This window comes from Citrobacter sp. RHBSTW-00570, from assembly GCF_013739755.1.
GTDB lineage: Bacteria > Pseudomonadota > Gammaproteobacteria > Enterobacterales > Enterobacteriaceae > Citrobacter > Citrobacter braakii.
Genome location: NZ_CP056399.1, coordinates 1,127,841 through 1,142,889, shown reverse-complemented (window position 1 = coordinate 1,142,889; position 15,049 = coordinate 1,127,841). Strand labels below are relative to the sequence as shown.

At 53.9% G+C, this 15,049-nt stretch carries 12 protein-coding genes and 2 pseudogenes; 6 read left to right on the top strand and 8 right to left on the bottom strand.

The genetic code is table 11. The features are described 5' to 3' along the window. Positions 1–46: 46 nt before the first annotated feature. Positions 47–874: pseudogene (locus HV237_RS05445) on the top strand (aminopeptidase); the annotation flags it as partial. Positions 875–918: 44 nt separating this feature from the next. Here the strand turns inward: HV237_RS05445 and cysH are convergent. Genes cysH through cysJ form a run of 3 tightly spaced genes read right to left on the bottom strand, consistent with a single transcriptional unit; the run spans position 919 to position 5,180 of the window. Further along, positions 919–1,653: a phosphoadenosine phosphosulfate reductase gene (gene cysH, locus HV237_RS05440; protein WP_016157335.1), complete on the bottom strand. Its 735-nt coding sequence runs from the start codon at positions 1,651–1,653 to the stop codon at positions 919–921. 15 nt (positions 1,654–1,668) lie between these two features. Beyond that, positions 1,669–3,381, bottom strand: a complete 1,713-nt coding sequence (gene cysI, locus HV237_RS05435; RefSeq protein WP_047357885.1) for an assimilatory sulfite reductase (NADPH) hemoprotein subunit — start codon at positions 3,379–3,381, stop codon at positions 1,669–1,671. Further along, entirely contained in the window at positions 3,381–5,180 is a 1,800-nt protein-coding gene (gene cysJ / locus HV237_RS05430) for an NADPH-dependent assimilatory sulfite reductase flavoprotein subunit (protein ID WP_047357886.1), read from the bottom strand. Before cysJ ends, cysI begins: the two co-directional genes overlap by 1 nt. A 305-nt stretch (positions 5,181–5,485) precedes the next feature. Here cysJ and queD point away from each other — a divergent pair, with 305 nt between their 5' ends. From queD to HV237_RS05410, 4 genes are all read left to right on the top strand, one after another. Continuing rightward, on the top strand, positions 5,486–5,848 hold the full coding sequence (gene queD, locus HV237_RS05425) for a 6-carboxytetrahydropterin synthase QueD (protein ID WP_016154218.1): 363 nt from the start codon (positions 5,486–5,488) through the stop codon (positions 5,846–5,848). A gap of 81 nt (positions 5,849–5,929) precedes the next feature. Further along, on the top strand, positions 5,930–7,201 hold the full coding sequence (locus tag HV237_RS05420) for an FAD-dependent oxidoreductase (protein ID WP_047357887.1): 1,272 nt from the start codon (positions 5,930–5,932) through the stop codon (positions 7,199–7,201). Then, entirely contained in the window at positions 7,192–7,452 is a 261-nt protein-coding gene (locus HV237_RS05415) for a 4Fe-4S dicluster domain-containing protein (RefSeq protein ID WP_047357888.1), read from the top strand. Before HV237_RS05420 ends, HV237_RS05415 begins: the two co-directional genes overlap by 10 nt. Positions 7,453–7,468: 16 nt before the next feature. Beyond that, positions 7,469–8,044, top strand: coding sequence for a glycerol-3-phosphate responsive antiterminator (locus HV237_RS05410; protein ID WP_016157338.1), 576 nt, complete (start codon positions 7,469–7,471; stop codon positions 8,042–8,044). A 50-nt stretch (positions 8,045–8,094) separates the two neighbouring features. On the opposite strand, the gene HV237_RS05405 is transcribed toward HV237_RS05410, so the two are convergent. The 5 genes and pseudogenes from HV237_RS05405 to HV237_RS05385 form a co-directional block, all read right to left on the bottom strand. Beyond that, on the bottom strand, positions 8,095–8,949 hold the full coding sequence (locus HV237_RS05405; RefSeq protein ID WP_047357889.1) for an electron transfer flavoprotein subunit alpha/FixB family protein: 855 nt from the start codon (positions 8,947–8,949) through the stop codon (positions 8,095–8,097). Continuing rightward, positions 8,946–9,728, bottom strand: coding sequence for an electron transfer flavoprotein subunit beta/FixA family protein (locus HV237_RS05400; RefSeq protein WP_047357890.1), 783 nt, complete (start codon positions 9,726–9,728; stop codon positions 8,946–8,948). The genes HV237_RS05405 and HV237_RS05400 overlap by 4 nt, the downstream gene beginning before the upstream one ends. Continuing rightward, positions 9,706–11,064 (bottom strand): annotated as a pseudogene (locus HV237_RS05395) (MFS transporter); the annotation flags it as partial. The gene HV237_RS05400 and the pseudogene HV237_RS05395, both read right to left, overlap by 23 nt. Before the next feature lie 45 nt (positions 11,065–11,109). Next, positions 11,110–12,564 carry an FAD-binding oxidoreductase gene (locus tag HV237_RS05390; RefSeq protein WP_047357892.1) on the bottom strand — a complete coding sequence of 485 codons (1,455 nt, stop codon included), beginning with the start codon at positions 12,562–12,564 and terminating at the stop codon, positions 11,110–11,112. A gap of 59 nt (positions 12,565–12,623) precedes the next feature. Further along, complete coding sequence (locus HV237_RS05385) at positions 12,624–13,409, bottom strand: SDR family oxidoreductase (protein ID WP_016154226.1); 786 nt, start codon at positions 13,407–13,409, stop codon at positions 12,624–12,626. Between the two features lie 318 nt (positions 13,410–13,727). Between HV237_RS05385 and HV237_RS05380 the strand changes: the two genes are divergently transcribed. Further along, entirely contained in the window at positions 13,728–15,026 is a 1,299-nt protein-coding gene (locus HV237_RS05380; RefSeq protein WP_047357893.1) for an MFS transporter, read from the top strand. Positions 15,027–15,049 lie beyond the last annotated feature (23 nt).

Genomic DNA, 15,049 nt, shown 5'->3' with positions numbered 1-15,049 from the left:
GACATCTGAATTGAGCCACAGGCGGACATTACTATTGAGCCATTACAATATTCGAACGTTTAATAGCCGTTATGTTTATACCGCCAAAAATAACCGTAAAAACTGGCATAACGTCACGGGAAGTACCGTTATTGCCGCACATGAGGGTAAAGCGCCACAGCAGATTATTATCATGGCGCACCTCGACACCTACGCCGCACAGAGCGACGCCGATTCCGATGCCAATCTGGGTGGATTGACCCTGCAAGGTATTGATGACAACGCCGCAGGACTTGGCGTGATGCTGGAACTGGCGGAAAAACTCAAAGACGTGCCGACGCAGTACGGCATTCGATTTATCGCCACCAGCGGCGAGGAAGAAGGCAAACTGGGCGCGGAGAACATCCTGAAGCGAATGAGCGCCGCCGAGAAGAAAAATACGCTGCTGGTTATCAACCTCGATAACCTGATCGTCGGCGATAAGCTCTATTTCAATAGCGGTAAGAAAACCCCGGAAGCGGTGCGAAAATTGACGCGCGACCGGGCACTGGCCATCGCGCACAGCCGCGGTATCGTAGCCAGCACCAATCCGGGACTGAACAAAAACTATCCGAAAGGTACTGGATGTTGTAACGACGCAGAGGTCTTCGACAACGCAGGCATTGCCGTGCTCTCCGTTGAAGCAACCAACTGGAGTCTGGGCAAGAAAGATGGCTATCAACAGCGCGCCAAAAGCGCCTCGTTCCCGGCAGGCAACAGCTGGCACGATGTGCGACTGGATAACCAGCAGCATATCGATAAAGCCTTACCGGGCAGGATAGAGCACCGTAGCCGCGACGTGGTACGCATTATGCTCCCGTTGGTAAAAGAACTGGCAAAGGCGGGAAAATCCTGAAGAAGAAGTCCGGTAATATGTAAACATTACCGGGCTTTTATCTTTTACCCTTCGTGCAATCCGCACTCGCGCTTCAATCCGAAGAACCGCGTCTCTTCTTCCGCCATACCCGGCTCCCATTTGCGGGTGGTATGGGTATCACCAACTGACAGATAGCCCTGATCCCACAGTGGATGGTATTTCAGGCCGTGCTTTTGCAGGTACTGGTAAACGGTACGGTTGTCCCAGTCGATGATCGGCAGCACTTTAAACACGCCGCGCTGGATAGCCAGCACCGGCAAATGCGCCCGGCTGCCCGACTGTTCGCGGCGCAGACCGGCAAACCAGGTTTGCGCATTGAGTTCTTTAAGCGCGCGGTTCATCGGCTCGACTTTGTTGATCTCATTGTATTTCTCAATGCCTTCAACGCCCTGCTCCCACAGTTTGCCGTAGCGCGCTTCCTGCCAGGCCGCGCTCTCCTTCGCCCGGTAGACTTGCAGATTAAGCTTGAGTTTGTCCGTTAACTCATCAATAAACTGGTAGGTTTCCGGGAACAAATAGCCGGTATCGGTGAGGATCACCGGGATATCCGGGTGAACCTGATTCACCAGGTGCAGGCTTACTGCCGCCTGGATACCAAAGCTTGATGACAGTACATATTCACCAGGCAGGTTTTCCAGCGCCCACGCCACGCGCCCTTCGGCGTCCAGCTTTTCGAGCTGTGCGTTGGTTTCCGCCAGCGCCAGAATGCGGTCGACTTTTGGCAGGTCATTAAGGGCGTTTAGATCGAGTACGGACATAATTACCTCTCGTGGTTACTCCCAGAAATCCCGGGCGGGATCGAGCACCGGGCGAATGATGCCCGCACGCACCGTAAAATCACCGAAGCCTTCACCCGCTTCGCGCTCTTTCGCCCAGCGCCCAACCAGTTCGTCAACGGAGTCGAGAATTTCCGATTCCGTAATATTTTCGCGATACATACGCGGAATGCGCGTGCCCATGCGGTTACCGCCAAGGTGTACGTTGTAGCGCCCCGGGGCTTTACCCACCAGGCCCAGTTCCGCCAGCATCGCGCGGCCGCAGCCGTTCGGGCAGCCTGTAACGCGCATCACGATATGCTCGTCAGGAATGCCGTGTTTTTCGAGAATAGCTTCCACTTTATCAGTGAACGATGGCAGGAAACGTTCGGCCTCCGCCATCGCCAGCGGACAGGTCGGGAACGACACGCAGGCCATCGAGTTTTCACGCTGCGGCTTCACCGCATTCATCAATCCGTGATCGCGCGCCAGCTTCTCGATCTTCGCTTTTTGGCTTTCCGGCACACCAGCAATGATCAGGTTCTGGTTGGCGGTGATGCGGAAATCCCCTTTGTGGATCTTCGCGATCTCCAGCAGGCCGGTTTTCAGCGGACGGCCCGGATAATCCAGGATACGGCCGTTTTCAATAAACAGCGTCAGGTGCCAGTTATTGTCGATCCCTTTTACCCATCCAATACGATCGCCGCGACCGGTGAACTCGTACGGGCGGATCGGCTCAAATTTAATACCCGCACGACGCTCCACTTCCTCTTTGAACGTGTCGATACCAACGCGTTCAAGCGTGTATTTGGTTTTGGCGTTTTTACGATCGGTACGATTACCCCAGTCGCGCTGCGTTGTCACCACAGCTTCCGCTACCGCCAGGGTGTGCTCCAGCGGCAGATAGCCAAACTCGCTCGCGGTGCGGGCGTAGGTTTTCTTGTTACCGTGCTCAATGGACAAACCGCCGCCCACCAGCAGGTTAAAGCCCACCAGCTTGCCGTTTTCGGCAATCGCCACAAAGTTCATGTCATTGGCGTGCAGATCGATGTCGTTCTGCGGCGGGATTACGACCGTGGTTTTGAACTTACGCGGCAGATAGCTCTGACCGAGGATCGGCTCTTCGTCGGTGGTGGCGACTTTCTCCTGATCGAGCCAAATCTCCGCATAGGCGCGGGTGCGCGGCAGCAGATGCTCAGAGATCTTCTTCGCCCATTCATAGGCTTGCGCGTGCAGCTCGGACTCGTACGGGTTAGAGGTACACAGAACGTTACGGTTCATGTCGTTGGCGGTCGCCAGCGCGTCCAGCCCGACCGAATGCAGCATCTGGTGTACCGGCTTAACGTTCTTCTTCAGAATGCCGTGAAACTGGAAGGTCTGACGGTTGGTCAGACGAATGCTGCCATAAATCGTGTTGTCATGGGCGAACGTGTCGATCGCCTGCCACTGTTTGGTGGTGATCACCCCACCCGGCAGACGGCAGCGCAGCAGCATCGCATGACGCGGCTCCAGCTTTTGCTCGGCTCGTTCGGCGCGGATATCGCGGTCATCCTGCTGGTACATACCGTGAAAACGGATCAGCAGGAAGTTATCGCCTTTGAAGCCGCCGGTCAGGCCGTCGTTTAAATCTTCGGCAATCGTACCGCGCAGATAGTTGCTTTCCAGCTTCATACGCTCAGCGTCGGACAGCTTGCCTTCGACCACCAATGGTCCTGGGTATTTTTCGCTCATTAGTAGACATCTCGCTGATAACGGCGCTCAATGCGCAGCTCACTTAAAAATTCATCCGCCGCTTCGATATCCATAGCACCGAATTCGGCAATCACTTCCAACAAAGCCTGCTCAACGTCTTTCGCCATGCGATTGGCGTCGCCGCAGACATAAATGTGGGCACCGTCGTTTATCCAGCGCCACAGTTCCGCACCTTGTTGGCGCAGTTTATCTTGTACGTAGACTTTTTCTTTTTGATCGCGCGACCAGGCAAGATCGATGCGGCTCAGTACGCCCTCTTTGACGTAACGCTGCCATTCCACCTGGTACAGGAAATCTTCGGTAAAGTGTGGGTTGCCAAAAAACAGCCAGTTTTTGCCTTCGGCTCCGTCAGCCGCACGCTGCTGCATAAATGCACGGAACGGCGCAATCCCCGTGCCTGGTCCAATCATAATCACCGGTGTCTGCGGGTTAGCCGGCAGGCGGAAGTTATCGTTGTGTTCGATGAACACGCGCACTTCGCCCTCTTCTTCCACGCGATCGGCGAGGAAACTGGACGCGCCACCAGCACGGGCACGACCTTCAATGTCATAACGCACCACGCCCACGGTGACGTGCACTTCGCTTTCCACTTCCGCCTGGGAAGAGGCAATAGAATACAAACGCGGCGTCAGCGGGCGCAGAAGATCAACCAACGTTTGGGCGTCCAGTTGCGCTGGGGAGAAGCGCACCATATCGACGATTGGCGTGGTTGCGGCGTAATGCTGCAATTGCGCTTTGTCGCCCACCAGCGGCAGCAGAGAGTCGCTACGGGTTAAAGTGGCATAGTTCTCGACGATATTGCCGGTGTTAACCGTCAGCTCGAAATGCCACTGCAGCGCTTCGGTGAGCGACAGGGTTTTGCCGTCAACCGTGACCGGCTCATCTCCTTTCAGCCACAGCAATTCAACCAACTCTTTGACCAGCTCAGGATCGTTCTGATACCAGACTCCTAAGGCATCGCCCGGCTGGTAGCGCAGGCCGGAATCGCCGAGATCGATTTCAATATGGCGCACATCTTTTTCCGAGTCGCGACCGGTGATTTTCTGATTCACCGCAAGCGACGCCGTCAGCGGCGCTTCTTTGGTGTACGGACTGGTGTGTACTTCGTTTACCGCACCGCTCGCAGCAACTTGCACAGACGATGCCGCAGGGGCACGCGCTTTCAGGACATCAACCAGACGGGCACGCCATTCGGCTGCCGCGCCCTGGTATTCGACGTCGGCATCCACGCGGTCAAGCAAGCGTTCACCGCCCAGCTCAGCCAGTTTTGCATCGAAGTCTTTTCCTGACTGACAGAAAAACTCGTAAGAAGTGTCACCAAGACCAAACACGGCAAAAGCGGTGTTATCGAGCTTCGGCGCTTTTTTCGAGAACAGGAATTTATGCAACGCTACGGCTTCTTCCGCCGGTTCACCTTCCCCTTGCGTCGACGCCACTATGATCAGCAATTTCTCATTGGCGATTTGTTTGAATTTATAGTCGCCAGCATTGATGAGAGTGACGTTGAGCTTTGCAGCGATCAGATCATCGCGCAGGGCTTCCGCCACACGACGCGCATTACCGGTTTGCGAGGCGGAGATAAGCGTAATACCAGGCATTTCAGCAGCAGGCGCAGGAGTCGCCGCATTGCTGCCTGGCTGCTGATTCAGCACGCCCCAAAAATAGCCAGAAACCCACGCAAGCTGTGCGGGAGTGAAATCAGTCGTGGCCGCCTGAAGGCGTGCCAGTTGCTCCGGGTTTAGCGGTAGCAGAGCGGAAGGTGGGACCTGTGTCGTCATGCGTTGTCATGTTCCAGTAAGCAAAGCGGATTTCAGCAATAAAACCCAAACTGAAGATAAGGTTAACGGCGGGGATAGTAACAATTAAAGAAGGGATAGAAATAACAAATAACCAAATGAACTAACCTGTTTTAGTTATAGTTATTAACAGCAAAACAGATTGGATAACCATATGATATATCAATAATTATTAAATATTACCATCATGAATAGGTCGTTCTGATACTCAGCGCCCTTTTAACTAATGATAAAATTCGCTCTTTACGGTACCCTACGGCGGTTTTTCGCATTCTTGAGAGTAAAAAATGTCCACCACCTTGTTTAAAGATTTCACCTTCGAAGCCGCTCACCGCCTGCCGCATGTACCGGAAGGGCATAAGTGTGGCCGCCTGCATGGTCACTCATTTATGGTGCGTCTTGAAATTACCGGTGAAGTCGATCCGCATACCGGTTGGATCATGGATTTTTCTGAGTTAAAAGCCGCGTTTAAGCCAACTTACAACAGACTCGATCACTACTATCTGAACGATATTCCTGGCTTAGAAAACCCAACCAGTGAAGTACTGGCCAAATGGATTTGGGATCAGGTTAAACCGGTTGTCCCTCTGCTGAGTGCCGTAATGGTGAAAGAGACCTGCACAGCAGGCTGCGTGTATCGCGGGGAATGATTGTATCGTCTGTGGCAACGGTCAATTTTCCTTAACTAACACTCTGTTAGGGTTATGTGCTCTGGATATCTGGAGCACAACATGTCTGACGATTTCGATATTATTATTATCGGTGCAGGGATAGCGGGCACCGCTTGTGCTTTACGCTGCGTGCGAGCAGGACTGTCAGTTTTGCTTATTGAACGCGGCGAGCTTCCCGGCAGTAAAAACCTTTCCGGCGGGCGTCTGTATACTCACGCGCTCGGTGAACTTCTTCCCCACTTCCAACATTCAGCCCCACTTGAACGCCGAATTACCCAGGAAAATCTCTCGCTGTTAACTCGCGATGGCGCAACGACGTACTCCAGCCTGCAACCGGATGGAGACTCATGGAGCCTGCTGCGCGCCCGCTTCGACCCGTGGTTTGTCGCCCAGGCCGAGGCCGAAGGCGTACAGTTTATCAGCGGTGTGACGGTCGAGGCGCTCCATATCGAAGAGGGCAGAGTCTGCGGCGTTATTGCCGATAACGAGACGCTGCGCGCCCGTTATGTGGTACTGGCGGAAGGGGCAAACAGCGTACTGGCCGAGCGCTACGGATTCCTGCCGCGTCCCTCGACAACCGCAATGGCATTAGGCATTAAAGAGACTTTGGCGCTGGATAAATCGTTACTTGAGGAACGTTTCCGCTTATCCAATGACGAAGGCGCGGCAATGCTGTTCAGTGGCAATATTTGTGGCGAACTTCCCGGCGGCGCGTTTCTCTATACCAATCAGGAGACGCTCTCTCTGGGCGTGGTTTGTCCGCTCTCCTCTTTGGCACAAAGCGATGTCCCGGCGGCTGAACTGCTGGAGCGGCTCAAGACGCATCCGGCGTTACATCCGCTGCTCAGAGGCAGCGAAACGCTGGAATATGGTGCGCATCTGGTTCCAGAAGGCGGGTTGCACAGCCTGCCCGTACAATATGCAGGAGAAGGCTGGCTGCTGGTGGGCGATGCGCTGCGCAGCTGTGTGAATACCGGTTTGTCCGTTCGCGGCATGGATATGGCGCTCATTGGTGCTCAGGCTGCGGCGCAAACATTGATTAACGCCTGCCGGAAACGCGAGCCGCAAAATCTGTTTCCGGCTTATCACCACGACATCCAGCACAGCCTGCTGTGGGACGTTCTGCAACGTTACCGGGATGTTCCGGCGTTGCTCCAGCGCCCCGGATGGTATCGCCAATGGCCCATGCTGATGGAGGCTATTTCCCGTGAAATCTGGCATCAGGGCGACCGCCCGGTAGCCCCGCTGCGCCAGATTGTCTGGCGTCAGTTTCGTCGTCACGGCCTGCGTCATCTGGCAGGCGATATCATCAGGAGCTTACGATGTCTGTAGCCCGTAACGTCTGGCGTCCCGCCGACATTTCACATATCGTTCCTGCGACCGTTATTGACAGCAAAACGGCAGAACGGTTGATTACGTCCTGCCCCGCCGGACTGTTTTCTCTTACGGCGGAAGGTGAGCTACGGATCAACTTTCGCGGCTGCCTGGAGTGCGGCACCTGTCGACTGTTGTGTGATGAAAAAACACTGCAACAGTGGCGCTACCCCGCGTCCGGCTTTGGCATCACTTACCGATTTGGATAATTTAATAGGATAATTTATGCCCCTGTTACACCTGCTTCGCCAGAATCCGGTTATTGCCGCGGTGAAAGACAACGCCAGTCTGCAATTAGCCATCGATTCCGAATGCCAGTTCATATCTGTTTTGTACGGCAATATCTGCACCATCAGCCATATCGTAAAGAAAATTAAAAATGCCGGTAAATACGCATTTATACACGTTGATCTGCTGGAGGGCGCATCCAATAAAGAGGTGGTGATCCAGTTTCTGAAGCTGGTCACCGAGGCCGACGGCATCATCAGTACCAAAGCGTCGATGCTGAAAGCCGCGCGGGCGGAGGGCTTTTTCTGTATTCATCGCCTGTTTATCGTCGACTCCATCTCCTTTCACAACATTGATAAGCAGGTCGCACAGTCGAACCCGGACTGTATTGAAATCCTGCCGGGATGCATGCCAAAAGTGCTGGGATGGGTGACGGAAAAAATACGCCAGCCGTTGATTGCCGGTGGTCTGGTTTGCGATGAAGAGGACGCTCGCAATGCGATGAAAGCTGGTGTAGCAGCACTTTCAACTACCAACACCGACGTCTGGACGTTAGCGAAAAAGCTGCATTAACCCGAGGTGCCGGATAGCGGTGTAAACACCTGATCCGGCCTGCCCCTGAATTAATTTTCTGCGATGGCTGCCAACGCCTCCAGCACCGGCAGCCAGTCATCCACAATCCCGACATCCGCCTGTGAAAAGACCGGCGCTCTGGCGTCACTGTTTATCGCCACGACGAACCGGCTCTGACGAATCCCGGCCATTAGCGCCGCCGCCCCGGACGCTCCCGCCACAATGCAGACATCCGGCGCAAGCAGATGACCTGAGATGCCAATCACGCGCTCAGCATCAAAGCCGCCATTCATCACCCGTGCACGGCTGTATCCCACTTCGGCACCAAACACCTTACCAAGAGCGGTAATTTTTTCGGCATCGGCGTCACTTCTTCCCTGCCCTACCACCAGCACACGCCCGGCCTGCAACAAAGGATGAGCTGTAACACGGTCGATGCTTTCTACGCTATCCAGCCAGCCCGGAGGTGTGGTGGGGGCAATCCGGCGCTCCACCATCGCTGGCAGCACGTTGCCCGACGCGCCCGTTTCCGGTTGTCGCGCCAGTGAAAGGCACAAGGGACGCGCGGTGAATTGTAGCCGGGCCGTCAGCGCATTCCCCCAGTGGGATTTCGTCACCAGCCCCTGTTGTGCATCCAGCGTCTGCACCTGGCAAACGCTGCCGCCGTGCAGACGCCAGGCCAGCCGCGTCGCAAGCTCATCCCCCAGCGCACCCGCCGGAAAAATCAGGATGTCGGCTGGCGTCAGCAACCACTGCGCCGCCAGCGCGTCCAGCACCTGCTCCGCCACGTCCGGCATCGGGTCGAGCGTCCAGCGTTCCAGTTCTGCTGCATTAAGCGCGTTCCCTGCGATCCAGCCCGCTATTGCAGCGCATTCACCCGATTCCGTAATCACAACGATCTTCATGGCTGCATCCTCTGGCGCAAATAATCATTCCACAATATCCGGGCTTTTTCCTGCGCCGTCGCGCCGTCGATAATCGTGGCGCTGCGCCGCTGCGCCGGTCGCGCCAGCTTCTGACATTGCACGTTCGGAGTTTCATCACTGGACGCTGGTTGGCGCACAATCTCCGCTTTTACCGCCGCCAGACGCTGGCGCATTCCGGGGACGGGAAGCGCAACTTCACCACATTGCCTGACGGCAATCACTGCCGGAAGCCGCACCCGGCAGCGGCGTAACCCGGTTGTCGTTCGCTGTTCGACAACAACAAAAGGCGGCGTCAGCGTAAAACGCTCCACCTGGGTAAAGCAGGGCCAGGCCAACATTTCAGCCATCAAAAATGGCGTTTGCCCGTTCTGCCCTTCGCTACTCTGACAGCCAGTGATAATCAAATCCGCGCCGTGATGACGCTGCCAGTCAGTTATTTGCCGGGCAATGAATTCCGGCGCAAAGCGCAGATCCGCCGTCGTTTCCAGCAACACCGGCTTATCAAAACCCAGCGCGGCAAAATAGCGCAACCAATGAATAGCACGCTCATCGCTAATGCTTAGCGCGGTTAACGTCATATCACAACCTTCACGACGTTGCGCCAGCAGTAATGCCGCAGCCGCCTGCTCATCGGCACCAGGAGAACAGCGCAGCAGCGCGGTGTCCGGGCCCCGGGTATCTTCCGTCGCCGCCAGCCAGTCTTTTTCCGCCAACATGCCGGAGTCTGGTTCGGCCTTAAACGCGAACAGAATGTTCATTTGCTCCTCCCTGTCTTTTCTCCACGCTTCCGGCCGCCACCAGCGGCAATGCCTTCGTTTCCGGTGCCCATAGCCATGTCACCATAAATCCAATGAGGAGCACGCCAGCCAGCAGCAGCAACGTGACCTGCATCCCCCATTGCGCCAGCGTCCAGGGCAGCAGGCCGGTGCTGATTGCCGCGCCAAGTCTGCTCATCGACGTCGCAAAACCCACGCCCAGAGAGCGGATATCCGTCGGGAAGCTTTCAGCAGGCAGGATCCCTACCAGATTACTGACCGCAGAAATTGTGGTGCTGAACAGGACAAAAAGCAGCAAAGTTAACGAGCTACCGGACGGCAGAAAAGCCATCACCACCAGCGTGGCAGCCAACAGAAAAAAACTCCCAAGCAGAAACCGACGGTGCGCCAGCAGATGTGTCAATATCAGCCCCAGCAGTGCGCCAACGATTAACAACGCATTCAGCAGCAGGCTGGCGGTGAGCGCATCCTCCAGGCCGAGGGTCCCGGCAATGGTTGGCAGCCAGGTGTAGATAACAAACCACGGGATCACCAGACAAACAAAAAACACGCTGTTAAACGCGGTTCGCCGCCAGTAGAGGGGGGAAAAGAGCGTTTTGATATGTTTCCCGGACGCCGCAGAAACCTCGTCGCCGAGCAATACGTGCGGCCCAAAATAGCGGTGAACAATGGCATGGGCTTCCGCGAAACGCCCCTGGCGCAGCAGCCAGCGAGGCGATTCCGGCGTCCCCCAGCGAAGCAGGGTAATCAATAGTGCGGGCAGCGCCGCCGACGCCAGCAGCCAGCGCCAGGCATCCGGGTTTTCGGTAATAAAGTGGTGTCCCGCCAGGCTTGCCAGCACATAGCCGATGGTCCATACCACGCTAAAAGCCCCCAGTAACACTCCCCGATGTCGTCGTGGTGAAAATTCGGCCAGCAGAGTGTGCCCTACGGAATAATCGCCTCCCAGCCCAATCCCAATCAGGATGCGTAAACCAATAAGCTGTTCCGGCGAGGTGGCGAAAAGCTGTAAAAAAGAGGCGATAGTGATCAGCACAAAGCTGAAAGTGAAGATCTTCTGTCGACCAATGTGGTCTGAAATCCAGCCCAACACCAGACTACCGAGAAACAACCCGAGCAGCGCCGAGCCGCCAATCATCCCGGCCATAAACGGTGTGAGCTGCATGGCAGGTGTTAACTGAATAATGGCATAGCCGACAACACCAAGAACATAGCCGTCGGTAAGGTGAGCACCAAAGGTCAAGGCGGCAATACGACAGTGAAAACCGTTAAGCGGTAAATCGTCCATTCGCACCGGTGAAGTGTTCATTTCTACCCCTGTCCGGTAAAATTGTGGCTTCCCGATCAGGAAGCCAGCTGATGTTTATTTCTCAATCGGGTAGATCGTTCCCGTGTTCATAATGCCGTTTGGATCAAACTGACGTTTCAGACCTTCCAGCAGCGGCCACGCGCTGCCATGTTCCAGCTTGCTCCAGTGAACACGATGCTTGCCGATGCCGTGGTGATGCACCATTGAGCCGCCAAGACGGATCGTCTCTTCGCAAATAATCTTGTTAAGCGGGTTGTGGTACTTATCAATCTCCTCTTCCGGCTTGCAGTCCACTACGTTGTAGTCATACACAAAGTACATGTTGGTACCGTTGATATAACTATGGGAAGAGTGACCGCCCAGCATGGTGATGTCATCTGCGTGTGGGAATTCAGTACGAATACGATGGATCACGTTTTCGTAAATTTGATGGATGCAGCTCCAGCTGCCGGAAACTTCCGTCGTAAAGCCCATATTGCCGGTTTTCAGGATCTGCACGCGTTCGGCAGCCACTTTTTCCGGGCCCCAGTTCAGATGGTTAAACCAGTTCTCAATCAGCTTGCTGTCCACACGCTTACACTGTGGATAACGCGCGACGATCTCCGCAATGCCCTCGCCAGTGGCTTGCGCCATTCGCGGATTGCCCTCAGCCATGAAGATCAACACGCATTTCCCGTCAGCAAAATGAGTGAAGTGCTGGGTGCCATCCTCGGCGTCATACAGGCGTGCAATCGAAGGACGGTAGCCTTCCACCATCACTTCACGCAGGATGTCGAAACCGATATTCATATCGTCCAGAATGTAGCCGTAAAAAAGGTTATTTTCCGGCGTGAACTTGAAGATTTTCACCGTCACTTCAGTGATATAGCACAGCGCGCCTTCGTTCCCAATGATGATGTGGCGAATGTCCGGCCCGGCGGCCCGGCGTGGCACGTTCTTGATGCGGGTTACCGTGCCGTCCGGCAGCACCGCCTCCAACCCCACGACCATATCTTCAATGGCACCGTAAAGAGTGGAGAACTGCCCGATGCTGCGGGTTGCAACCAGGCCGCCCATCTGCGCCAGCGGCTTAGACTGCGGCGAGTGCCCGGTGGTATATCCTTTTTCGCGCAATGCATTTTCCAGAATCTCAAGCGGCACGCCGCATTGAGCGGTCGCCTGCATGTTTTCAATATCAATGCTCAGGATCTGGTTCATCCCTGCCCCGTCCAGCACCACGGAGTCTTTAACCACCGTTTCCAGCCCCCCTTCCGTCGCGGATGCGCCGGTACGCGGAACTCCATTGATTTTATGCTGATTCATAAACGCCAGAACGCGGGAAACCTGCTCTGTCGAACCGAGTTTTACCACTGCTGCCGGAATGGGTAGTGTATAAATACCGTGAATGTCGGCATATTTACGAAAGCGGTCAATACTGTTTTTCTTTAATACCGTTTCATCGGTAATTACGCGTTCGGACCCAACAATTTCTTTTAACTGGTCAACAATCGCTTCGCGAGATAAAGGCATAGCTATTCCTTCCTGATAATTAGCAGAACAATTAATAATACAGAAACTATAGGTAGATATTAGCGAACTAAATAACCGCCATCGACGACCAGTAAATGACCGTTAACATAATTAGAAGCCTGACTGGCAAGGAATATCGCAGCCCCCATTAAATCCTGGGTATCGCCCCAACGATTAGCTGGGATATGATCCAATACGCGCTGATTCGTTTCCGGATTGCTGCGCGTAGCCAGCGTAATATCCGTTGCATAATATCCCGGTGCGATACCGTTAACCTGAATATTATATTGCCCCAATTCATCGCAATACGCCTTGGTAAAACCGGCAAGCGCATGTTTTGTCGCTGAATAAGCCGGAGACCACTGTCCGCCAAGATAAGAGAACAAAGAACAGATATTTATAATTTTACCGCTGTTTTGCGGAATCATAATTTTTGCTGCTTCGTAGCTCAGTTCAAACGCCGCCGTCAGGTTGACGTCAATCATCGGATCCCAGTCCGCACGACCAAAGTCCAGTACCTTATTCAGCTTACAAATTCCGGCATTGTTCACCAGAATATCAACGGTGCCAAAACGCTCGCAGCAGGCGGCAATAATCTTCTGCGGGGCACCTTTCTCGGTGATATCCACCTGCATGAATTCAACTTCAACACCCTGTTTCTCAATGATTTCCTTCGTTTCACCGTTATCTTTTACAAAACTTGGGATAAACAGATTCGCCCCGGCTTTCGCCAGCGCCATCGCAAAAGCCTGACCCAGACCGCTGTTGCCGCCCGTTACGATCGCCGTTTTCCCTTTCAGGGAGAAAAAATTCATTGAGAATGCATTGAGAGATTCGATTGACATAGCTGGCTCCAAATTCCTTTAGGCAAAAAAAAAGAAAGGCAACTTCCCCCGCTAGAGGGAAGTCACCTTTCTCATTATCTCTGGTAACTGGAATGAATTTTTAGCATAACGAGAAATTATCTAACGTGATCAAAATCACAGATGTTTTGTTCATTTTGTATTGATGACTAAAAACAAGAAGCGTGATTATTCTCACACTATAACCCACACTTCCATGTTATTTCTAAGCGCAATTACTAGAGACCTGAGAAAAGTAATCCACCTGAAAGGGCGGTTTACTTTTCTCTTTTTTTTGTCTGCATAAAATGAGAGCCCGATATGCAACAATCCTCATATCGCCGTTGGATAACACTCGCCATTATTAGTTTCAGTGGTGGCGTTAGTTTTGATTTAGCCTATTTACGTTATATCTATCAAATTCCCATGGCAAAATTCATGGGATTTAGCAATACCGAAATTGGATTAATAATGAGTACCTTTGGCGTTGCCGCTATTATTCTGTATGCGCCCAGCGGCGTTATTGCCGATAAATTCTCCCATCGCAAAATGATCACCTCAGCCATGATAATTACCGGCTTGCTCGGTCTGCTGATGATGACCTATCCACCGCTGTGGATCATGCTCTGTATTCAGGTCGCATTTGCCATCACGACAATCCTGATGCTGTGGTCGGTATCAATTAAAGCCGCCTCGCTGCTGGGGGATCACAGTGAACAAGGGAAAATCATGGGCTGGATGGAAGGCCTGCGCGGCGTCGGCGTCATGTCGCTGGCGGTATTTACCATGTGGGTCTTTTCTCGCTTCGCACCGGACGACAGCAACAGCCTGAAGGCCGTGATCCTGATTTATAGCGTGGTTTACATCCTGTTGGGAATTTTGTGCTGGTTCTTCGTGAACGATGGCAACAGCCGCAGCCACGGTGCGAAAGAGGATAAGCAGGCGTTTCAGCTCAAAGATATCATCGCCGTGCTGCGTATCAGCACCACCTGGTATTGCAGTATGGTTATTTTTGGCGTCTTTACGATCTACGCCATTCTCAGCTACTCCACCAACTATCTGACTGAAATGTACGGCATGTCGCTGGTCGCGGCGAGCTACATGGGGATCGTCATCAACAAGATCTTCCGGGCTATCTGTGGGCCGCTGGGCGGCATCATCACCACCTACAGCAAAATTAAGTCGCCAACGCGCGTGGTGCAACTGCTTTCAATTGTCGGCGCCGCTGCGCTGATTGCCCTGCTGGTGACGAACTCAAATCCGCAGTCCGTGGTTATGGGGATCGGTCTGATTCTGCTGCTGGGCTTCACCTGCTACGCCTCGCGCGGGCTTTACTGGGCCTGTCCCGGCGAGGCCAGAACCCCTTCTTACATCATGGGAACCACCGTAGGGATCTGCTCGGTGATCGGTTTTCTGCCCGACGTGTTCGTCTATCCGATTGTCGGCCACTGGCAGGATACGCTCCCGGCGGCACAAGCCTATCGCAATATGTGGCTGATGGGACTGGCGGCGCTGTGCATGGTCATCCTCTTCACGTTCTTATTGTTTCGCAAAATTCGCACCAACAACGCCGCACCGGAAAAGATAACCTCACTGGCCGCAGAAACCTCCGGCGAGTGAAGATGGAAAATTAAAGGAGAATG